21 protein-coding genes and 1 pseudogene are annotated in these 20,607 nt (G+C 71.1%); 7 read left to right on the plus strand and 15 right to left on the minus strand.

Annotated features, from left to right (window positions below; all coding sequences use genetic code 11):
• Nucleotides 1-33: 33 nt before the first annotated feature.
• Nucleotides 34-699, minus strand: coding sequence for a DUF4389 domain-containing protein (locus tag ABZ354_RS25245; protein WP_358660396.1), 666 nt, complete (start codon nucleotides 697-699; stop codon nucleotides 34-36).
• Nucleotides 700-1,003: 304 nt separating this feature from the next.
• Between ABZ354_RS25245 and ABZ354_RS25250 the strand changes: the two genes are divergently transcribed.
• The 3 genes and pseudogenes from ABZ354_RS25250 to ABZ354_RS25260 form a co-directional block, all read left to right on the plus strand.
• Nucleotides 1,004-2,074 (plus strand): zinc-dependent alcohol dehydrogenase family protein, encoded by a 1,071-nt coding sequence (locus ABZ354_RS25250; protein WP_358660398.1) that lies wholly within the window; start codon nucleotides 1,004-1,006, stop codon nucleotides 2,072-2,074.
• Between the two features lie 78 nt (nucleotides 2,075-2,152).
• Nucleotides 2,153-3,022: a universal stress protein gene (locus ABZ354_RS25255; RefSeq protein WP_358660400.1), complete on the plus strand. Its 870-nt coding sequence runs from the start codon at nucleotides 2,153-2,155 to the stop codon at nucleotides 3,020-3,022.
• A 96-nt stretch (nucleotides 3,023-3,118) separates the two neighbouring features.
• Nucleotides 3,119-3,312, plus strand: a pseudogene (locus tag ABZ354_RS25260) (hypothetical protein); the annotation flags it as partial.
• A gap of 113 nt (nucleotides 3,313-3,425) precedes the next feature.
• Here ABZ354_RS25260 and ABZ354_RS25265 read toward each other — a convergent pair.
• From ABZ354_RS25265 to ABZ354_RS25330, 14 genes are all read right to left on the minus strand, one after another.
• The gene (locus ABZ354_RS25265; protein ID WP_358660402.1) at nucleotides 3,426-4,073 is read right to left on the minus strand and encodes an OmpA family protein; all 648 of its coding nucleotides are present in this window, start codon (nucleotides 4,071-4,073) and stop codon (nucleotides 3,426-3,428) included.
• A gap of 8 nt (nucleotides 4,074-4,081) precedes the next feature.
• A complete protein-coding gene (locus ABZ354_RS25270; protein ID WP_358660404.1) occupies nucleotides 4,082-4,660 on the minus strand; it encodes a hypothetical protein in 579 nt (192 codons plus the stop codon).
• A 35-nt stretch (nucleotides 4,661-4,695) separates the two neighbouring features.
• Entirely contained in the window at nucleotides 4,696-5,292 is a 597-nt protein-coding gene (locus ABZ354_RS25275) for a pilus assembly protein TadG-related protein (RefSeq protein ID WP_358660458.1), read from the minus strand.
• Nucleotides 5,292-5,528, minus strand: coding sequence for a hypothetical protein (locus ABZ354_RS25280; RefSeq protein ID WP_358660406.1), 237 nt, complete (start codon nucleotides 5,526-5,528; stop codon nucleotides 5,292-5,294). Before ABZ354_RS25280 ends, ABZ354_RS25275 begins: the two co-directional genes overlap by 1 nt.
• Before the next feature lie 149 nt (nucleotides 5,529-5,677).
• On the minus strand, nucleotides 5,678-6,625 hold the full coding sequence (locus ABZ354_RS25285) for a response regulator transcription factor (protein ID WP_358660408.1): 948 nt from the start codon (nucleotides 6,623-6,625) through the stop codon (nucleotides 5,678-5,680).
• A 32-nt stretch (nucleotides 6,626-6,657) separates the two neighbouring features.
• The gene (locus ABZ354_RS25290; protein WP_358660459.1) at nucleotides 6,658-8,199 is read right to left on the minus strand and encodes a histidine kinase; all 1,542 of its coding nucleotides are present in this window, start codon (nucleotides 8,197-8,199) and stop codon (nucleotides 6,658-6,660) included.
• Between the two features lie 17 nt (nucleotides 8,200-8,216).
• Nucleotides 8,217-9,104 (minus strand): DUF5936 domain-containing protein, encoded by an 888-nt coding sequence (locus ABZ354_RS25295; protein WP_358660410.1) that lies wholly within the window; start codon nucleotides 9,102-9,104, stop codon nucleotides 8,217-8,219.
• Nucleotides 9,105-9,126: 22 nt separating this feature from the next.
• Nucleotides 9,127-10,071, minus strand: coding sequence for a type II secretion system F family protein (locus ABZ354_RS25300; RefSeq protein WP_358660412.1), 945 nt, complete (start codon nucleotides 10,069-10,071; stop codon nucleotides 9,127-9,129).
• Nucleotides 10,072-10,082: 11 nt separating this feature from the next.
• Complete coding sequence (locus ABZ354_RS25305; RefSeq protein WP_358660414.1) at nucleotides 10,083-11,420, minus strand: CpaF family protein; 1,338 nt, start codon at nucleotides 11,418-11,420, stop codon at nucleotides 10,083-10,085.
• 128 nt (nucleotides 11,421-11,548) lie between these two features.
• Nucleotides 11,549-11,884: a TadE/TadG family type IV pilus assembly protein gene (locus ABZ354_RS25310; RefSeq protein ID WP_358660461.1), complete on the minus strand. Its 336-nt coding sequence runs from the start codon at nucleotides 11,882-11,884 to the stop codon at nucleotides 11,549-11,551.
• Between the two features lie 173 nt (nucleotides 11,885-12,057).
• Nucleotides 12,058-12,480 carry a TadE family protein gene (locus ABZ354_RS25315; protein WP_358660416.1) on the minus strand — a complete coding sequence of 141 codons (423 nt, stop codon included), beginning with the start codon at nucleotides 12,478-12,480 and terminating at the stop codon, nucleotides 12,058-12,060.
• A complete protein-coding gene (locus tag ABZ354_RS25320; RefSeq protein WP_358660417.1) occupies nucleotides 12,477-13,733 on the minus strand; it encodes an AAA family ATPase in 1,257 nt (418 codons plus the stop codon). Before ABZ354_RS25320 ends, ABZ354_RS25315 begins: the two co-directional genes overlap by 4 nt.
• Nucleotides 13,734-13,742: 9 nt before the next feature.
• Nucleotides 13,743-14,450, minus strand: coding sequence for a Flp pilus assembly protein CpaB (gene cpaB, locus ABZ354_RS25325; protein WP_358660419.1), 708 nt, complete (start codon nucleotides 14,448-14,450; stop codon nucleotides 13,743-13,745).
• Nucleotides 14,451-14,518: 68 nt separating this feature from the next.
• On the minus strand, nucleotides 14,519-15,427 hold the full coding sequence (locus ABZ354_RS25330; protein WP_358660463.1) for a hypothetical protein: 909 nt from the start codon (nucleotides 15,425-15,427) through the stop codon (nucleotides 14,519-14,521).
• Nucleotides 15,428-15,839: 412 nt separating this feature from the next.
• On the opposite strand from ABZ354_RS25330, the gene ABZ354_RS25335 reads away from it, so the two are divergent.
• The 4 genes from ABZ354_RS25335 to ABZ354_RS25350 all read left to right on the plus strand — a co-directional run bounded on the left by ABZ354_RS25335 (nucleotide 15,840) and on the right by ABZ354_RS25350 (nucleotide 20,589).
• Nucleotides 15,840-17,444, plus strand: a complete 1,605-nt coding sequence (locus tag ABZ354_RS25335) for a hypothetical protein (protein ID WP_358660421.1) — start codon at nucleotides 15,840-15,842, stop codon at nucleotides 17,442-17,444.
• Nucleotides 17,445-17,464: 20 nt separating this feature from the next.
• Complete coding sequence (locus ABZ354_RS25340) at nucleotides 17,465-18,058, plus strand: hypothetical protein (RefSeq protein WP_358660423.1); 594 nt, start codon at nucleotides 17,465-17,467, stop codon at nucleotides 18,056-18,058.
• Nucleotides 18,059-18,251: 193 nt separating this feature from the next.
• Nucleotides 18,252-18,695, plus strand: coding sequence for a hypothetical protein (locus tag ABZ354_RS25345; protein WP_358660464.1), 444 nt, complete (start codon nucleotides 18,252-18,254; stop codon nucleotides 18,693-18,695).
• Nucleotides 18,696-18,906: 211 nt separating this feature from the next.
• Nucleotides 18,907-20,589, plus strand: a complete 1,683-nt coding sequence (locus ABZ354_RS25350; protein ID WP_358660425.1) for a glycoside hydrolase family 18 protein — start codon at nucleotides 18,907-18,909, stop codon at nucleotides 20,587-20,589.
• Nucleotides 20,590-20,607 lie beyond the last annotated feature (18 nt).

Genomic DNA, 20,607 nt, shown 5'->3' on the forward strand with positions numbered 1-20,607 from the left:
GCAAGGACGGGACTGCGGCCTCGGGCGGACAGATCACGCCTGGTGTTCGGGACTGGTCGGCTCCGTGCCGCCCAGGTCCAGGCGGAACGGCGGGTACCGGTCCGTCATCAGCGCGGCGTAGGCCCAGACGCGGAAGACCCACCGGTTGAGGCCGATGATCAGGTCGAACAGGTCTTTCGGGTACTTCCCGGTGAAGGCAAGGATCACGGCCGCGATGACCGTCAGCACGCCGATCAGGCCGCCGGACCACCAGCCCAGATGGGTGCCGCCGAGGAAGAAGCCGATGACCAAGTAGTGCGGGACGGCAAGGAGCCACCACTTCACCAGCACCAGGCCCCGGGAGAGCCGCTCAGGGTAGGCGATGTCCAGCCGAGCCGGGTAATCCGGTTCCTCCCCCAGGCTGAACGGCGGGTACCGGTCGGTGCCCAGGGCGTCGCCCGCGTAGTAGGAGACCCGCCAGCTCCAGCGCAGGACACCCAGGTTGAAGTCGAACAGGGCTCGGGGATAGCGCTGAGTCAGCAGGATGGCGAAAAACGCGATCACGGTCACCACGGTGAAGGCGATCCAGAGGAAGAACAGCACTATGTAGTGCGGGACGGCAAGGATCCACTTCACGAGCCACAGCCATCGGGACAGCGGCGAGTCGATACGTGCGTTCACCCGGACCGGGCGCTCCGGAAATCCCGTCAGGCTCGTCATGGTGCACAACTCCTTCGTCCCGGCGCAGGAACAGCCCGGGAAGCTGCGACCAGCCTGACTGCTTCGACGTCATGTCGCGAGGGGAGCGTGGCCCAGGTCCGGCGACGGGGGAAACGGCCTGCCCATGCGGACGGCAGCCTTCACGGGCAAGCTGGACGGACGAGGTCATTCCGTACGACGGTGGCCGCCCGATGACGTCCCGCGGCCCCCGGCGCCGACGATTCCGGGCAGCGGGTGGCCGGGGGGCTCCGGGCCCGCCGCAGCCCCTCAGGGTCGGCATTCGAAGGCCCGGGAAGGGATTGTCATGAAAGCACTCGTGTTCCACGGTTCCGGCAAGTCCGCCTGGGAGGAGACCGAGGATCCCGGCCTTCAGGAGTCCACCGATGCGATCGTCCGGGTCGAGGCCGTGACGATCTGCGGGACCGACCTGCACATCCTCAAGGGCGATGTGCCCGAGGTACGCCCCGGTACGGTGCTCGGGCATGAAGCTGTCGGTCAGGTCGTCGAGGTGGGCGGCGACGTACGCAGTGTGCGCCCCGGCGACCGCGTCCTGATCTCGTGCATCACGGCGTGCGGGCGCTGCCGTTTCTGCCGGGAGGGGGCGTACGGACAGTGCCGCGGCGGCGGAGGCTGGATCCTGGGTCACCTGATCGACGGCACTCAGGCCGAGTACGTCCGTGTGCCGTACGCGGACCTGTCGGTGTATCCGCTACCCGGCGCGGTGGACGACAAGGACGCCGTCCTGCTGGCCGACATCTTCCCCACCGGCTACGAGGTGGGTGTGCTGAACGGGCGGGTCCGGCCCGGAGACACCGTCGCCGTGGTCGGGGCGGGGCCCGTCGGGCTCGCCGCGATCGCCACCGCCCGGCTCTACTCCCCCGAGAGGGTCATCGCCGTGGACCTCGCCCCGTCCCGGCTGGAAGCGGCCAGGAACCTCGGGGCGGATGCCGTGGTTACCGCGGGTGAAGAGGCCGAGCAGCTGGTCGCCGACCTCACCGAAGGACTCGGAGCCGACGTGGTCATCGAAGCGGTCGGGGTGCCGGAGAGTTTCGAGACGTGCACGCGCATGGTGCGGCCCGGCGGACATGTGGCCAACGTCGGCGTACACGGCAGGCCGGCGACACTCCACCTCGAAGACCTGTGGATCAAGAACGTGACGATCACCACCGGCCTGGTCGACACGTACTCCACGCCCACGCTGCTGCGCATGATGGCCGCCGGCCGTCTGCCTGCGGCGTCCATGGTCACCCACACTTTCCCGCTGGACCACATGGAGGAGGCGTACGAGGTCTTCTCTCGGGCCCGCGACACAGGTGCCCTCAAGGTCATTCTCGGCGGACAGCAGCACGATGCCCTGACGGTCCGGGCGTCGTGAAAGAAGACCTGCACGGTGATGCCGCGCCCACTCGCCGCAGTCCTTTTCCCCGACGGCAGAGCAGTGGCAGGAGGAGCCATGGAGGACACAGCCGTAAGCAACAGGATGATCGTCGGGATCGATCCACGCGAGCAGCACGTTCCGGGGCTCGCGTGGGCGGTCGACGAGGCTGTGCGCAGGCGGTTGGCACTCCATCTGGTGGTGGCGGTACCGCCCCTGCCCGGCGGGCAGCACATCGACGCACCCTGGCGCCGCTCCATGCTGCGGGCCCGGGGTGAGAGCGCGCTTGCCGATGCGGTCGCCACGGTGCGGGCGCTGCACGCGGACGTGCCCCTCACGACGGAACTGCTCGACGGAGCTCCGTCGGCCGTGCTTTGCCGGGCGGCGGCGCATGCCCGGATGCTCGTCGTCGGTTCGCGTCGGCTCAGCCGGCCGGAGGAGCTCTTCAGCGCGGGCTCGGTAGTGGTTCCGGTCAGTGCCAGGGCAGACTGCCCGGTCGTCGTGGTAAGGGAGCCGGAACATGCGGGAGAGCGGCGTCCTCATCTCGTCGTGGGTGTCGACGGCAGCTCATCGTCCAGGGCCGCCGTGGACTTCGCCGTGGAAGAGGCAGCGGTGCACGGCGCCGCCCTGCGCGCCGTGTGGGTGTGGCGACGGCCTGTCGTGTCCTTCGGCGACGAGACGGCGGAGCTCGACGAGCGGCGCCGTGTCCTGTCGCAGACCGTGGCGGGACGGGCGGACAGGTATCCGGACGTGGAGATCACCCAGCAGGTACTTCGCGGCCATCCGGTAGAGGAACTGGCTCGTGCTTCGGCCGGCGCCCTCGTCGTCGTGGTCGGCAGGCACGGGCGCGGCGGGTACTCCGGCATGAGGCTGGGATCGGTGGTCCACGGCCTGCTGCACCGGGCGGAGTGCCCGGTGATCACCGTGCCGGCATCCCGCCACGGCTGAACCGGCTCGGGCCGGCGAGTCAGCCTGAATCGACCGCGAGGACTCACCTCCTCCTTCAGACCGCGTCCTACGTGGTGAGGCGTCGTTGACCTCGGTATGGGGCGGGGTACGGGGAGTTGGATCGTTCCGGACGGGCTGTGGAAGATCGCGAAGCCGCCGATCCCGCCATCGAGGCCGCGGCCGCAGGGCGGCAGGGCGAAACAGGGGGCAAACACGCGGGCCCGAGCCCCGTGGACCGGGGCAGGCCGGAATCCAAGATGCACGTCCTGTCGGAAGCGAACGGACTGCCCCGTCGGCATCTCGGACAACCTTGCCAGATCTGCCATCCTTCCGCCGAACGGCGTGAGATTCAGCCAAGGCTGACGAGATCTTACAAAATCGCCCCCGTCCCCCCGGTCTCGCGTCAGCCCTGCCCGCGGGGGAAGGACACCTCCACGCGGCGGTTCTTCTTGCGGCCCGGCTCCGTCGCGTTGTCCGCGATCGGGTACTGCTCGCCGTAGCCTCGCACCTCGTAGGTGAGGTCCGCGTCGTTCAGCTGCTGCTCCAAAACCTTCTGCACGGCGTCGGCCCGCTGCTTGGACAGGACGTCTCCGTGGGCGGAGGAGCCGAGGTTGTCCGTGAAGCCGAACACGCGGACCTTCGTCGCGTTCTGCGACCTGATCTCCTCGGCGATCGTCGCGATACGGGCCTTCGCCGCGCCGCCGAGCTTCGCGCTGTCCTTCGGGAACAGCACCTCGGCCTGAAGCGCGAACTTCACGTCCGAGTTGGTGTCCTCGCGCCTTTCGTCACCGCTCTGGTCCTCCACGACCGACTTGATGTCGAGGACTTTGGGTTCGGCGAGGGTGGCGCCCTCGGGGAGCTTCAGGTCGGGGTCGTTGCGGTCGACGTCGACCGGCGCCGCGGCGGAGGCCTGCGAGCCGGGCGGTACTCCGGGATTCCCGTCGGCGTGGGCCGAGACGGCGCCGTAGACGTTCGCGGCGACCATGAGGGTGGCGGTGGTGACCACCAGGCCCACGCGTGGGCGGGCCGTCCGGGTGCGGGTTCGGGTCATGGCGCGCCTCACCCGGAGATCTTGATCGTGCCGCTGCTGAAGGTCGGCACCTGCAAGACGGCCTCCGCTGTGCTGGTCGGCGGCGCAGGGAACTGCATGAAGACCGGCAATGTCTGGCCCGGCTCCAGGTTCCCCAGCCCTGTGGTGGTCAACGGCCGCCCGTCGGTGTCGCGAAGTACGTAGTAGCGCTTCTTCCCCTTGGAGTCGACGAGTGTCGCGCCACCCAGCGAAGGCCCGTGCTTGATGACTTCCGTCTCGTCGCCGCTCGTCTGCGGCGGGATCACCACCGACTTGGCGCCGTCATTCTTGACGGTGCCGTTCACGGTGACGAAGCCGCCCGCGTCCCTCTCAGCAGATGTGATCCGGAGCAACAACCCCTCGATGCCCTTCAGCTCCGCCAAAGGGGTCTCGGGCTCCCCCTCTTGAGCACTCGGCTTGGATCCGCCGTCACCGGGGGAGGCCGAGGCCGACGGACTGGCCTTGTCATCGTCACCACCGCCACAGCCGGCCACGCCGAGGGCCAGCCCGGCCGCCAGGGTCAGGGCGACCATCCCCCTGCGGGCCTTCGCAGTGAACCGAATGCTCATCTCTCTGCTTCCTTCTCCACTCGTCGTTCGCTTCTTCAGTCGGCCAGGTGGGCGTCGAAGAGGTCCTCGGGTTTCGGCAGAATCGTGAGATCGTCCGGGTCGAGGTCCCAGTCTTCGCCCTTGCAGGAAAGCTGTGGCAGCGTCTTCACGGGGGCGTCCTCGGCCGGGAGCTTGAACACGCACCGGGCTTCGACCACCGCCGTGGCCGTCGCGTTCGCCCGACGGTTCTCCGTCCCGGGGACGATCGAGTCCCCTACGGTCTTGTTCGTCTCGACCTCGACCGTGAAGCGCAGAACGCCGGGGTCACAACTCAGGAGGCGTGCGTCGTTCTGCCCCGCGAGCTGTGCCGCTCGCCCGCACGCGGATCCGGGAAAGCCGCCCGGGTCACCGTCGAAGATGTCCTGCCACTTTTCGGGGTCACGGACGTTCCGCAGCCAGTTCCCGGCGAGTTGGTCCCGCCTCTCCTGAGCCGCAGCAAGTGCCGCGGCGTCGGCGGCCGTCTGCGCGCCGTTCCGGTTCGCCGCTGCCTGGCCGACCGCGAAGTACGCGAACGCGAGAAAGAGCAGGCCCCCCACCACGGTGATGTAGATGGGGAAGGCCTGCCCTGCGTCGCCGTACCGTCGGCCTCGGATCAAGGAGCGACCTTGGCGATCTGCGCCTGGATCTTGCCGAGAATTGTCTGACCGAGGTTGGTGCCCGTGATCGCCAGCACGATCGCCACCACCACCGCGATGATGCCCAGGTACTCGACCGCGGTCTGGCCCCTGTCGTCGGCGCCGCGGCGCTGCATGGCCTCGACCGTGGTGTTCTTCCAGCCGTTGACACGCACCTTGGCCGCAACGGCCGTCTTCAGCATCAGGTCGCTCATGGTGTTCCCCTCCGGGTTCAGCGGTGCAGCTCTCGACACGAGCAACGTACGCCAGGACACCGAGCCCTGCCGAGGGTCCCAGGGCCCATTCGCGGGCCCAAAGGGAGGCCCAGCGGCGCCGGCTGTTCTTTTCCCTTGCTGACATGCCGTCACTCCGCCCCTCGGCCCGGGCCCGGGGCCGTGCCCAGCCAGGTGGCCGCCGCCTGCGCGCGGCTCGTGCTGTGAAGTTTGGCGAAGATGCGGTTGATGTGGTTCTTGACCGTCTTCTCGCTGATGAAGCAGGTGGCGGCGATCTGCTGGTTGGTCATGCCGGACGCGATGTGGTCCATGATCTCCGCCTCCCTCGTGCTGAGTCGATAGCGCGCCCTGTCGGGGACGGCCGGACGGCCACCTGTCCGCCCAGACGACGACTGTCCCACAACCGGTTGCATCTGCGAAAGGTTTTCTGAAGAACGTGAGAGGCTCGGTCCGGGCACTGTCGGCAAGGGAGTCCCCTGGTGGGGGAGTTCGGCGCGGCCCTGGCGCCTTCCCGCCTCCTGTCCGTCATGTGCAGTCGCACTTGCTCCACCCAGGCCGTCCGGTAGCGCCGGTCCGGCCTGGCCCTCCCTCAGCTGGGCCAGCAGCGCGCCCGCCGCCGTCGCGGTGAAGTGCGGTCGGCCCTCCTTGATGTCCCGTACCGCCGCGACCAGTTGGTCCGCCGTGAACTCGCCGTGGACCAGGTAGCCGCCCGCCCCTCTGCGCAGGGCCTCCCGCACGATGTGCGACTCCCTGCTGTACGTCAGCATCACGACCGGGGCGAGCCGCACCAGGTACGGCAGGGCCGAGATGCCGTCGACGCCGGGCATGCGGACGTCGAGGAGGACGACGTCGGGGTGTCCGGCGCGTGTCGCCTCGTAGGCCTCACGGCCGTCGGCGGCCTCGGCGATCACCGTGATGTCCTCGCGGCCGGAGAGCAGGGCGGTGAGGCCGGCGCGGACCACGGGGTTGTCGTCGGCCACCACGACCCGCAGCGGGGGCCGCGGCGGGGCGGCCGCGAAGGGGTTGGGGGGCGACTGCTCGGCGCCGGGCGGGGGGATGGTCGGGTCGGCATCCGGCATGGTGCGGCCTCCTCTCGTGAGACGGCTCGGGGTCAGGGGGTGGTGGTCAGGGCTGCCAGGGGGAGTTCCAGGCGGACCTCCGTGCCCCGGGGGTGCGTGCCGCGGCCGATGCGGATCCGGGCGCCCACCGATGCCGCCCGTTCCACCATGCCCACCAGGCCGAAGTGGCCGGCCCGGCGCAGTTGTTCGAGGGTCGTGCCCGGTGGGAGGCCGCGGCCGTCGTCGTAGACGCTGATGCGGAGGAGGTCGCCGCGTACTCCGGCGCTGACGTCCACGTGGGTGGGTGCGGCGTGGCGGTGGGCGTTCTCCATGGCCTCCGTGGCGATCGTCAGGAGCTGGCGTGCCACCGCCGGTGGGACGGACGGTACGGCCGTGGCGGCGGACGTGGGGTGGTAGGCCGCCGGGAGCCCGGTGCGTGAGGTGAAGTCGCGTGTGCGGGCGGCGAGTTCGGCGGTGACGTCGGTCATTTCCGCGGGGTCGGACTCGCGGCGCAGGTCGGAGAGGAGTTCCCTGGACTCGGCCGCGGCGCGGCGGGCCGAGCGGGCGACGAGTTCCGCCTGCTGCTTGATCAGGCCGGGGTCGATGGGGGCGCGGCCGGCCGACCGGGCCAGGCCGTCGGCCGCCAGGGCCACCCCGTGCAGGGTCTTGGCGACCGAGTCGTGCATGTCGCGGGCGAGGCGGGCGCGTTCGGCGCTCACCGCCTCCGTGACCGCGAGCCGGGCCTGGACCGTGGTCAGGGCCTGGGTGGCTTCCCCGAAGCGCAGCATCAGGCCGCGCAGACTGGAGCCCACGGCGCCGGCGATCACACACAGGCCGGGGAGCAGGGACGATTCGGCGATGCTCGGGTCGTGGTGCTCCAGGGTCGCGTGGACCAGGAGCAGGATCAGGGCCTCGAGGGAGGCGAAGGCGGCGGCGCCGCGCCAGCCGTAGACGAGGCCGGCGAGCAGCGGTGTGCAGACGCTGACGTAGGCGAGGGTGGTGTCCGGGCCCGCGGAGACCAGGAGCAGGAAGCCGAAGAGGGTGTCCAGGACCAGCAGGGTGGGGTGGCGCAGGAGGAGGGGGCCGAAGCGTTCCCAGTCGCGGAAGAGGACGTAGGACGCCATGAAGGTGACGACCACGGCGATGCCCACGAGGCGGGTGCCCAGGCCCGGGTTGGCGTTGAGGAGGGCGGCCGGTGCGGCGAGGGCGATCATGGCCAGGCGGAAGCCGAAGACCTGGCGGCACATGGCCTGCAGGGCGTTGACCTGGATGGCGAGGGTGGCGGGTGGTTCGGTGCGGGAGTCCGTCCGGGGCGGGGAGCCGGCCGCGGCGACGGGCCCGTCGGCGTCGCCCGGTGCCGGTGGCCGTCGCCCGGTGCCGGTGGCCGGTCGTGTGCCCTGCGTCGTTGCCGCCTGCCAGCCGGGGGGCAGGGCGGGGGTCGCCGAGGTGACCGGTATGTCCGGGGCGCCCGTGCGGGCGTGGGCCGGGAGGACCGTGCCGGCCGGGGGTGTCGTGATCAGCGGTGTCCTGGGGCGGCGGCGCAGCAGACGGGTGCGGGTGCCGGTCTGGTCGCCGGCACCGCTGTCTTCCCGCATGTCGTCCGCCACCGCTGTCACTCCCCCGTGATCGTTCCGAAGTCCGTGCCCGACCCGAGGATCAGGCCGGCGCCCAGCAGCAGCATCGTCGCCGGGACCATGAACGTCGTGATCATCAGTGTCGCCTTGGGGACGGCGCGGGCGGCCTTGCGGCGGGCGTTCTGGGCGTCCGTACGGCGCATGTCCTTGGCGAGGGCGACCAGTGTGTCGACGATGGGCGCGCCGAGTTCCTCGCCCTGCTGGAGGGCGGTGACGAACATGGCGACCTGCTCGGAGTCGTTGCGGCGGCGCAGCTCGGTGAAGGCCTGGCGGCGGCTCATGCCGAGGTCCATCTGACGCAGGGTGATGCGCAGTTCGTCGGCCCAGGGGCCCTCGTACCGGGAGGCGACGCGGTCGAGGGCCTGGCGGAAGCCGAGGCCGGCGCTGACGACGACGGCGAGGACGTCCAGGAAGTCCGGCAGGGTGCGTTCGATCTCGTCCTTGCGGATGCGGATGGCCGCCCAGATGCCGACCTCCGTCCAGAACGCGCCGAACGCGAGCAGGAGCAGGGCCACGAAGAGGTCGCCGCGCATCAGGAAGACCAGGCCGCCGAAGCCGCCCAGGAAGCCGTAGACGGCGCGGCGGGCCGCGTAGCGGTCGATCGTCAGACCGCCCGGGTTCCCCGCCAGGTCGATCTTGCGGCGGTACTTGGCGACCTGCCTGGGGCCCATCATGCGCTGGACGGCGGGGGCGTACCGCATGCCGAGGCGGTCGATCAGGGAGTCGACCGCACCGGTGCGGGTGGCGCCGACCTCCAGGGCGAGGGCGAGGTCGCTGGGCAGTTTGACCTCGGCGCGGTACATGCGGACACCGGCGAAGACGCCCCAGACGCCGAGTCCCATGAGGAGGGCCAGCAGTAGTGCCATGAGTCGATATCTCCTGGGCCGGTCAGACGTCGATGCGGGACATGCGGCGGATGAGGACGAAGCCGACGGCGTACAGCGAGAACGCGATGATCACGGCGGCCTGTCCGAAGCCGGAGCCGGTCATGCGTTCCAGGGCGCCGTCCTTCACGCCGTTCATGAGGAACAGGGAGCCGACGCCCAGCACCGGGACGGCGTACGAGGTCATGTTCACCTGGGAGAGCTGGGTGCGGACCTCGCGGCGGGTCTCCTTGCGTTCCTCCAGGGTCTCGGTGAGGTTGCGCAGGGCGCTCACGACCTGGCCGCCCGCCTTGTTGGACAGGACGAGGGTGGTGACGAGGACGACGAGTTCGCGGGACGGGAGGCGCTCGGCCAGCTCGCCGAGGGCGTCGTCCATGGAGGCGCCCACCGCCAGCTGGGCGGCGACCTTGCCGAGTTCCTCGCCCGCCGGGGCTTCCAGTTCCTCCGCGGCCATGCCGATGGCGGTGCGCAGGGCGAGGCCGGCCTGGGTGGCGTTGGCGAGGATGCGGGCGAGTTCGGGTAGCTGGTTGATGAAGCGTTCGATGCGTTTCTGGCGCTGCCAGTTGAGGAACTGCAGCGCCACCCAGATGCCCAGCAGCCCGGCGAGCGGGCCGAAGAACGGGGCGAGGGCGGCCTGTCCGACCAGCCAGAGGCCGGCGACCGTGGCGAGCATGTAGACGAAGAACTCGCCCGGGGTGACGTCCAGGCCGGTCGCGGCGAGCCGGAGTTCCAGTTTCCGGCCCGGTGTGGTGCGGCGCAGGCGGCGGTCCACGCCCGTGAAGTTGCGGCGGCGGCCGGCCGCGGGAACCTGGCCGGTGGCCGACAGCCGGTCCACCAGGGCCTGGCGCTGGGCCCGGCCCTGCGCGTAGAAGTGCAGGCCGACGACGGCGAGGACGCAGGTCAGCAGCGCGACGCCGGTGGTCAGGGTGACGAGGGTCTGCAGATCCATGGGGACGGCACCTACCTGGCTTCTCGGGTGGCTAGCTGGTCCGCCGACTCGGCGACGCCGAACGCCTGGGGGATGGGCTGGCTCGCCATGTAGAGCCGGTCGGCGGCGCGGCGCGGCAGCGGGAAGTACGCGAACGTGCCGTGGACACGGCCGTCGGAGGCCATCGGCTGCGCGTGGAAGCGGGCGGCGGTCACCAGCCGGTACGGCTCGCTGGCGTGGCTCTCCAGCAGCGCGATCTCGGTGATGCGGCGGGCGCCGTCGGCGAACCGGGTGAGCTGCACGATCACGTCGACGGCGCTGTTGATCTGGTCGTGCAGCGCGGGGAAGGGGATCTCCACGTCGGACATGGAGGCCAGGGTCTGCAGCCGCATCAGCGCGTCCTCGGCGCTGTTGGCGTGCACGGTGGCCAGGGAGCCGTCGTGGCCGGTCGACATGGCCTGCAGCATGTCCAGGGACTCCCCGCCGCGGACCTCGCCGACGACGATGCGGTCGGGGCGCATGCGCAGCGAGTTGCGGACCAGGTCGCGGATGGTGACCCGGCCCTTGCCCTCGACGTTGGGCGGCCGGGACTCCAGGCGGATGACGTGGGACTGCTGGAGCTGGAGTTCGGCGGAGTCCTCGATGGTGATGATGCGTTCGGTCTCGGGGATGAGGCCGGACAGGGCGTTGAGCAGGGTGGTCTTTCCGGTGCCGGTGGCGCCGGACACGATGACGTTGAACTTCGCCTGCACCAGCCCGGCCAGCAGATACACCATCTGCTCGTCGAGCGAGCCGAGCCCGATCAGTTCCTGGAGGGTGAAGGAGCGCGGGAAGCGGCGGATGGTGAGGGTGGGGCCGGTCAGGGACAGCGGCGGGATGATGACGTTGACGCGCTCCCCGGACGGCAGGCGGGCGTCCACCATCGGGTTGGACTCGTCGACACGCCGGTTGACCGTGGACACGATCCGCTCGATGGTCTGCATCAGCTGGTCGTGGGAGGCGAACCGCAGCGGCAGCTGTTCGACCCGGCCGCCGCGCTCCACGAAGATCTGGTCCGGGCCGTTCACCATGATCTCCGTGATGGAGGCGTCCTCCAGCAGCGGTTCCAGGATGCCCAGGCCGAGCGCCTCGTCCACGACGCGGCGGATCAGCTGCGAGCGCTCGACCGTGGACAGCACCGGGCCCTCGCGGCTGATGATGTGCCCGAGCACCCGCTCCAGGCGGGCCCGCCGTTCGGCGGCGGCGAGCGAACTCATCTCCGCGAGGTCGATCTCCTCCAGGAGTTTGGTCCGGTACGAGGCGACCATGTGGCCGTCCTCGCCCCGGTTCCCCTTCTCCTCGGGGGAGTTGATGCGTGCCCGCAGGCTCATGGCTCGGGTGCTCCTCGTGCTCGGTCGGTGGTCGAGCGGGGTCGGTGGTCCAGAAGGGCCGTCGGTGGGCGGGTGGGTGGTCCGGCAGGGTCGGTCGGTCGCAGGTCGTCGGGTCGTCGGTGGGCGGGTCAGTGGTCGAGCGGCATGGTGGCGGTCTTGCGGGCCGGGTCGAAGTCCCAGCCGGGGACCACCGAAGGGATGTCGACGGTCACGGTCACGGTCACCTCGTCCCCCAGCCGCGCGGCGCCGCAGTCGAGGCCGTCGGCCAGCCAGCCGCTCACCGCCGCCCGGCAGTCCGCGGCGTACGGCCCGTCCAGCGACGCGCTGCGCGCCCCGGCCCGTGCCGCCGTGCCCGCCTGCTGCGCGGCGTACGAGATCAGGCCCAGCTGGACCGCGGCGAGGGCGACGAGGAGCAGGATCGGGAGGAAGCCGAGGTATTCGAGGGCGACCTGGCCGCGGTCCAGCTGGGCCCGGTCGCGGACACGGACGCGGACCCGTGCGCGGTCACGGGCGCCGGCCCGGTCGCGGTCGCGGCGCCGGTCTCGCTCGGGGCCCCGGCCGCCCGCGTGACCGCGTGCGCGCTCGTCGCCACGTGCGCGCTCGCCCACGCGGCAGGCGTCCCGTCGCCCGTACGTCGTCATCTCCGCGTCGCCTCCTCCACGGCTCCCGCGTGTCCCTTGACCGTGAACGGGAAGTCGATCGTGCCCGGGAACAGGACGGGCACCTTGAGGCGGACGTCGGAGGTGACGTAGTCGTTGCCGGTGGTGCAGGTCACGTCGGCGCCGGTCCGCCACGCGGGTGACAGCTTGTCCAGGCCGGCCGTCGAGCACGTGCCCTGCCGGTCGTATTTCGCCGCCGTCCCCGCCCGTACCGCCTCGTCGGCGGCGTTCCCCGCCAGGGTGAAGGTGTACCCCACGAGCACCACCTGCCACAGCGCCACCAGCGTCACGAGGATGGTGGGGGTCATGCCGAGGAACTCGATGGTGACCTGACCGCTGTCCCGCCGACGGTGCGGGCGCCGCGACCGCACCCTCACGTCCATCGTCCGCCCGCCCGTCATCCGCCCGCCTCCCTGCGCCGCCGCAGGCTCACCGCGCCCCGGTCGCCGCCCCGGCCCTTGCCACCCTTCTGGGCGCCCTCGGGGGCCTTGACCAGGCCGAGTTCACCGGCGAGGCCCCACAGGGCCTGCTTCACGGTGCTCTTGCTCTCGAGCTCGTGCATCCGGCCCGAGTCGACGGCTCCCTGGAGCTCCTTGAAGTTGGCGGGGACAGACGTGCGGGCGACGTGCGTGCCGGTGATCTTCTGGATCAGGGGCGGCTGGATCTCGGTCGCGCGACTGTGGCGGTTGACGACGATCGTGGTCTCCTCCGCCTTGCGGATCTGCAGCCGGTCCCACATCCGCACCGTGCGCTTGGCGCCCCGTACGGCGACCACGTCCGGGGTGGTGACCAGCAGCGCCCTGTCGGCCATCTCGACCGCGGCGGCGCCGGCCCCGCCCAGCTGGGCGCCGCAGTCGATGACGACGACGTCGTAGCGGGCGCGCAGGGCGCTGACGATCTGGCGTACGGCGCGGTCGGTGACGTCCTCGCCGCGCTCGCCCTCGGCCGGCGCGAGCAGCAGCGCGAGCCCGCAGTCGTGCCGGAAGACGGCGTCGGCCAGCACGCGCGGGGAGATGTCGGTGATGGCGGCGAGGTCGGCGACGGACCTGCGGAACTGGACGTCCAGGTAGGAGGCGATGTCGCCGGTCTGGAGGTCCATGTCGACCAGGGCCGTGGCGCGCCCGGAGGTCTGCGCGGCGAGCGCGAGCTGCACGGCGGTGAGGGTGGTGCCGACACCGCCCTTGGCGCCGCTGACGGTGACGACGGTGCCGCCGACGCCGGTGAACACGTCACCGCCGCTGCCCAGATGGCGGCGTACGCCCACCGACCACTGGGCGACGGCCTGGACGCGGCTGGCGAGTTCCTCGTAGCTCAGCGGGAGGGCCACCAGGCCCCGGGCGCCGTAGTCCATGGCGGCCTGGAAGAGGCCGGGGCTCGCGTCGGAGGTGACGAGGATGACGCCGACGGCGGGGAAGCGCAGCGCGACCTCGCGGACCAGTTCCAGCGCGGGGACGGGCCCGATCCGCTCGTGCACGACCACGACCTCGGGCAGCTCGTCCACGGATTCGGCGGCGAGCCGCGCGAGGGTGTCGACGAGCTGCGTGGAGTCCACCACCGGGGCCACCGGCTCGGCGTCCGGGAGCTGGCTGAGCAGCGTCGTGATCGACCGGACCGCGTCCGCGTCACCGACTGCCGGGAGGATCCTCGTGGGCATGCGGGCCTCTCACTTGTCCTTCGCGAGTTCGTACGTCCGCTCCCGGTCGGGGACGGTGGTGTCGCTGCCGGGTGCGACCAGCGCGAGCCGGACCCGCTGGGCGAACGACTCCGCGTAGGTGATGCGCTGGGCGTCGAGCGTGGACAGCGCGAAGGTGATGGGCACGGCGTCGGTGGGTTCCTGCGTGCGGTCGCTCTCCTCCGGGTCGAGGGCGGTGATCTCGCCGACGTCGATGACCTTGGCGTTGGTCACGATGATCTTCGACTGGGAGGGTGCGCCCTCCCGCTCGCCCTCGAAGGTGGCGTACACGTTGACCGTGGCGCCCGGGGTGATCTTGCCGGCGACACCGGTGGCCGCGTCGACCATGATGGCGACCTCCTGCTGCCCGGGCTTCAGGGCGGGCTGGTCGACGATCATGTCGGTCTGCAGCAGTGAGCCCTCCCGCAGCGTGGTCACCGCGATCTTGCCGCGGATCTGGGAGAGGTTGGTGACGGCGTTGTCCGACAGCCACCGCTCGGGCATCTCGACCTTCTCGAACTGGCCCGTGTCGAGGGTCGTGTAGGGCGCCACGTCGGACTTCAGCCGGTAGGCGGTGACCTCCGGCCCGACCTTGGACTTCACGTCGCTGATGACGGACAGCACGCCGGCGAAGGCGCCCAGGGCGCAGACGACCGACAGGAGCAGGAGTAGCACGCCGCGGCGCTGACGGGAGTTCATGAACCGTGCAACCTCTAAGGAATCGGTCGGGCGGACTTCGGTCGGGGTCAGGGGCGGGCCGGAGGGCCTCAGCCGCCGGGCGTTCGGTAATCCAGCCGGTTCACCGGTCGGTTGCCCCGCCGGTCGTCCGGGCGGCTGTCGTCGCGGGTGGCCGGCGGGTTGTCGTCGCGGGTGGCCGGCGGGTGGCCGTGCTCCGGTGGGACGGCGGAGCAGAAGACGCAGCGGTCGCCGATGACGTCGATGCCGCACCAGTGGCAGACACCGCGCCGCACCGATGTCACGAGCTGGTAGAGAACCGACAGGTCGGGCAGGAACCCGGCGAACTCGATCGTCTTGCCGGTGCCCCACCAGCGGGCCGACTCGGCGGGCAGAGACGTTTCGTGCAGACCCTGCACCGTCCAGGAGGGGGCGAGGGTGCCGGTGACCCAGTCGGACTGCAACGACCCCTTGCCGACCAGCATCCAGGTACCGAACTCCGGGCCCGGCAGGCCGGCCCCGGGGGTGCCCAGACGGACCAGCCGCGGCTCGGGGTGGGCGAGGACCGCGAACTGACTGCCGGGCATCCAGGACCGTGCGTGCGAGGTGAGACCCACGGGGACGCGGTCCAGGCGGGCTACGGAACCCAGCTGGGCCCCTGCGTGGATGTAGTGGGTGAGCAGCCGCCCGGCGGAGGCGAGCACACCGGGACTGATGTCGCAGGACGCCAACTGCCGCAGCTGCCGGGCGAGGACGGCGACGCCGAGCGGCGGCAGCTCCGGGCGGAACAGGGCGATCCGGTCGCTCTCGAGCAGCGAGCGTACGGTGCGCAGCCGCCGGTCGACGGCGGGCGGCACGGCGTGCGAGTACACGACGACGAGGTGTCCGTACTGGTCGAGCAGGACCTGGGTGTCGGACAGGACGTGATCGAGGGGGCGCCGGTCGACGTCATCCAGCACGACCGCGGGCACGGTCCGGTCGTCCAGTGGCGGCAGCGCCATGTCGGCGCTGGTCACGGCTACGGCAGTTGGCACGCGCTGCTCCCCGTTTCCCCGAGCCCGACGGCCCACCGGTGTGTCACTCCGATGCACCGGACCTCACTGCGTGACTTCCTCAGCACTGTATCCACGGGTCTCTGGCCGGAGAACAGCGTACGTGCACCTCATGCGGAACTGTCATCGCACAAGTAGCGTCAAACCTGGTCATGTTGTGCGTTTTGTTCGGCCGCTTGGCGGGTGGCCCGGGCCCGTTGGGCCCTGGGTACCGCATTGACGCCCGGTTTCCTGGGCCTTCCTTTGGGCCCCCGGGCCCACGCCTCGCCCGGTCCGGCGTGCCTACGCTCACCGTCCACGGGTGAAACCACCGGGCAACGGGTGGGGGCAACCGGTCGAGGAGTCGAGGAAGGGGTGCCGTGTGAGTGACGGGGGCGGCATACGGGGACGGGGCCGGCGACGCGCCCCCGACGACCCGGACGGCATACGGCCGGGCGGCCGGCGACGCGTCTTCGACGACCGCGGGGCCACCGGCACCGAGTACCTGGGCATGGTCGTGGTCAGCGCGGCCGTCGTCCTCGGCATCTCCGCGACCGGGCTCGGACAGCTGATCCACGACAGGATCGCCGCCGAGATCTGCCGGGTCGCCGGCGGCGGCGACTGCGGTACGGGCACCACCGGCCAGGGCAGGCCGCTGACCGACGGGGACTTCGAGCCGTCGCTGTGCCAGATCTCCTCGGTCACCGACAAGGCGGGCTCCAAGGCGAAGATCCTCTTCTGGGAGATCGGCAAGGAGTACGGCTTCCAGGAGCAGCATCTGAAGGCGAAGACGGACGTCAACGGGGACGGCACGGTCGACGACAAGGACGAGATGGTCTACCTGACCTTCACGGACGCCGCCTCCGTCGCCGCGAAGAAGGACTTCAAGCCGGGTATGACGGTGGGCCGGTTCGGCGCCGACAAAGTGGAGCTCGGCCTCGGCATCAAGGTCACCAACGGGGACACCTGGGTCTTCAAGAGCCCGGAGGAGGCCGAGCGCTTCCGGGACGACATCGAGAAGCTCCAGATGTACGAGATGCGGCGCACGATGCCGGGCGGCGCCGAGGCGAGCATGGGGGACAGCATCCTGTACCTGTTCGGGACCGGCCCCCTCAAGGACGAGGAGGAGACCCGGGACCGCGTCGAGGACGGCCTGGGCGACAACCGGAAGATCACCTACGGCAAGGTGGGCCTGGAGGCGTCGGCGTCCGCCGGTCTGAAGATCTCGGCGGCCGACGAGAAGAAGCTGAGCGCCACGCTGGGCGGCAGCTTCACGTACGCCCCCGAGGTCACCTGGACGGACAACGCCCACAGCAACACCAAGTCGTACACGTACGCGTCGTCCATCGAGTACGGCGCCGGGGCCGGCTACGAGGCGGGCCCGCTCGGCGGCGACGTCACGACGAACAACCGGCGCACGGGCACCATCACCGTCACGTACGACAAGACCACCGGGAAGCTGGTCCGGGTCGACATGACCCGGACCGTCGAGGGCGGCGGCGAGCGGGACGGCGCCCGGCTCGGCGGCGACAACGGCGAGACGGGCCGCGACAAACGGGGCGGCAGCGGCAGCGTGAAGGGCTCCGACAGCACGACCGGCGTCGAGATCGTGTCCCACTCGGTGAGTTTCCCGGCGGGCCCGGAGGGCGACGCGGACCGGGCGGTCGCGGAACAGTGGCTGGACAGCAGCAACGAGCAGGTGGCGACGCCGTTCCAGTACATGTTCGACGACCACGCGCCGACGTCCCGGCCCGGCGCCGACGATCCCTTCGGCCGGCTGCTGTTCGACGAGGGACAGTCCAGCCGCATGACGTACACGGGTGAGGTGAACGCCGCGGAGTACGGCTTCGAGCTGAACCTGGGCCTGAGCCTCGGCCTGTCCGTGAGCACCGAACAGAAGGCGGAGACCCTGACCGATGCGGAGTTCCTGGGCGCACCTCACGGGAACGGCCGCTCCTACGTCCCCTACAGCTACTGTGCGAACTGACCGGGGAAGGAGCCGTCACGATGAAGACGCGCCGTACACATGTGGCCACCGGCCGACTGTCCGCCCTCGCGCTCGCGCTCGCCTGCTGCGCGTGCCCGACCGGCTGCGGAAGCTCGCAGTCCGGCTCCGGGCCGGGCTCCGGGACCGTGCCCGACGGCTGGGGAACGCTCAGGACCAGGAGCGTCTCCGTCTCGTACCCGGAGGGCTTCGAGGAGTGGGGCGCGGCCGAGCGCGGGAAGCACAACGCGGCGGCGGCCGGCCGTACGGAGGGCGGCCGGACGGTGTCGGTGATCACGGTGCAGCTCGGGTTCACGCAGGCGAACTCGGCGGAGCAGGCGGCCATCGCGGCCGAGGCGGGCATCCAGATGGGCGCGGACGTCGAGGGGCAGAAGGACGTGGAGCTGTCCGGCACGGACGAGGCGAAGCGGATCGACTTCCGCTTCGAGGCGACGGGCGAGGACGGCGGGCCGCCGAAGGGTACGCCCGTCGAGGGCGTCATCCTCACCGGCCTGGACTCCCGGGACACCGCGTTCGCTGTACGTGTGGACGCGGCCGAGGGCGAGTTGTCCGACGGCGATCTGGACCGGCTCGTGGAGTCGGTGGAGGTGCGCTGACCGCACGCCTGTGGGCCGCCGCCCACAGGGTCGCGCTGCGGGGCGGGCGGCGACGTACGCCGAGGCCCACGGCGGCCCACGGCATCTGCTCCCCGGTGCTCCTGGTCCTGGCCCTGGCGCTGACCGCCGGCTTCGGGATGGCGGCGCTCTGCTTCGCGTCCCTGCTCGGCTACGCGATCCTCTCGGGCTCGTGATGCGCGGGTACGGCGCTCCCCCGTCGACCGGTACGGCCTCGGCGCCGTCCCTGGCCCTGGTGCGGGCCTGGGCGGCGGGCGTCCTCGCCCTGGCGGTGACGGAGTACGTGCAGATGACGGTGGTGCACGACCACCTCGTCGGGCCGCGCGGCGTCGGTTCGTTCGGCGCGGCGCTCGCGCTGGTGCATCTGCCGAACCTGGTGTGTGTGGTGCTGGCGACGTGGGCGGCGGCACGGGCGCACCCGGAGCCGTGGCGGGAGATGCCGCTGCGGCACGCGCTGGCGGGATGTGCGGTGCCGGCCGCCGCGCAGGTGCTGACACTGTCGCTGCGCTGGGACCGGGCGGGTTTCACGACGTCGGCGTTCTGGATGTCGACGGCGGTGGCGCTGGCCGGGTGCGCGGTGGGGATGCTGCTGGATGCGTGGCGGGAGGGGCGGGAGTAGGGGGCGGGGTCCGGGGCGCGGGGTGCTCGCCCGCCGAAGGGGCGGTCCGCCGGGGCGGACTGACGGGCCGATCGACGTAAGCAATTGGGTCTGGACCTCTTGACAGTTCAATTGGTCTGGACCAGCTTGTACTCCCAGACGGTGGCCACCGTGAGTGTCTTCCCTCCCCACCTCTCCCCCACCGGAGGCCCAAGTGGACCGCGCACCAGGCATGCCCACGCGCCGACGGCTCTGGGCGGCGACCGCGCTCGCCGCCCTCGCCCTCTCGTTCGCCGGCGCCGGCCAGGCGTCCGCCGCGGACGTCAACAACACCAAGAACGCCGGTTTCGAGTCCGGCCTGAGCAACTGGACCTGCTCCGCGAACAGCGGTACGACGGTCACGTCCCCGGTGCACGCCGGCACGACCGCGCTGAAGGCGACGCCCGCGGGCCAGGACAACGCCCGGTGCAGCCAGACGGTCGCCGTCAGGCCCGGCTCCACGTACACGCTGAGCGCCTGGGTGCGGGGCGGGTACGCGTACCTGGGCGTCACGGGCACCGGCACCACCGACGTATCGGCCTGGACGCCGGACTCGTCGGCCTGGAAGCAGCTGACCACCCGCTTCACGACCGGGTCGGCGACGACGTCGGTCACGCTCTACACGCACGGCTGGTACGGGCAGGCCGCGTACTACGCGGACGACGTGTCGGTGTTCGGCCCCGACGGGGGCGGCGGCACCGACCCGGAACCGGGCGTGCCGTCCGCACCGGCCGGCCTGAAGGCCTCCGGGGCGACGTCCTCGTCGGTCTCGCTGACGTGGAACACCGTCACCGGCGCGACGGGCTACACCGTCTACCGGGACGGTACGAGGGTGACGGCGGTCGGCGGCACCTCCGCGACCGTGACGGGCCTCGCGGCGGACACCTCGTACGGCTTCCAGGTCACGGCGGGCAACGCGGCGGGCGAGTCCGCTAAGTCGGCGGTGGTGACGGCCCGTACCACGCCCAGGCAGGACGACGGCGGGACCGCGCTGCCGAAGCACGCGGTGACGGGCTACTGGCAGAACTTCAACAACGGGGCGACGGTCCAGAAGATCACCGACGTGCCGAACCAGTACGACATCATCGCGGTGGCGTTCGCCGACGCGGCCTCCACGCCGGGCGCCGTCACCTTCACCCTGGACTCGGCCGGACTCGGCGGCTACACCGTCGACCAGTTCAAGGCCGACATCAGGACCAAGCAGGCGGCAGGCAAGAAGGTCGTCATCTCGATCGGCGGCGAGAGGGGCACCGTGGCCGTGAACGACGCGGCTTCGGCGACGAACTTCGCGAACTCCGTGTACGCGCTGATGCAGGAGTACGGATTCGACGGCGTCGACATCGACCTGGAGAACGGCCTCAACGCGACGTACATGACGCAGGCGCTGCGCGCCCTGTCCGCGAAGGCGGGCCCGTCGATGATCCTCACGATGGCGCCGCAGACCATCGACATGCAGTCGACGTCGAACACGTACTTCCAGACCGCGCTGAACGTGAAGGACATCCTCACCGTCGTCAACATGCAGTACTACAACAGCGGTTCCATGCTGGGCTGCGACGGCAAGGTCTACAGCCAGGGCTCGGTCGACTTCCTGACGGCCCTGGCCTGCATCCAGCTGGAGGGCGGACTCGCCCCGTCCCAGGTGGGCCTCGGCGTCCCGGCGTCCACGCGTGGCGCCGGCAGCGGGTACGTCGCCCCGTCCGTGGTGAACGCGGCCCTGGACTGCCTGGCGAAGGGCACGAACTGCGGCACCTTCAAGCCCTCCAGGACCTACCCGGACCTGCGCGGCGCGATGACCTGGTCGACGAACTGGGACGCGACGGCGGGCAACGCGTGGTCGAACGCGGTGGGACCGCACGTGCACGCGCTGCCGTAACCTCCTCCGTCCACCGAC

Origin of the sequence: Streptomyces sp. NPDC005925 (assembly GCF_040638805.1) — a bacterium.
Classification (GTDB): Bacteria; Actinomycetota; Actinomycetes; order Streptomycetales; family Streptomycetaceae; genus Streptomyces.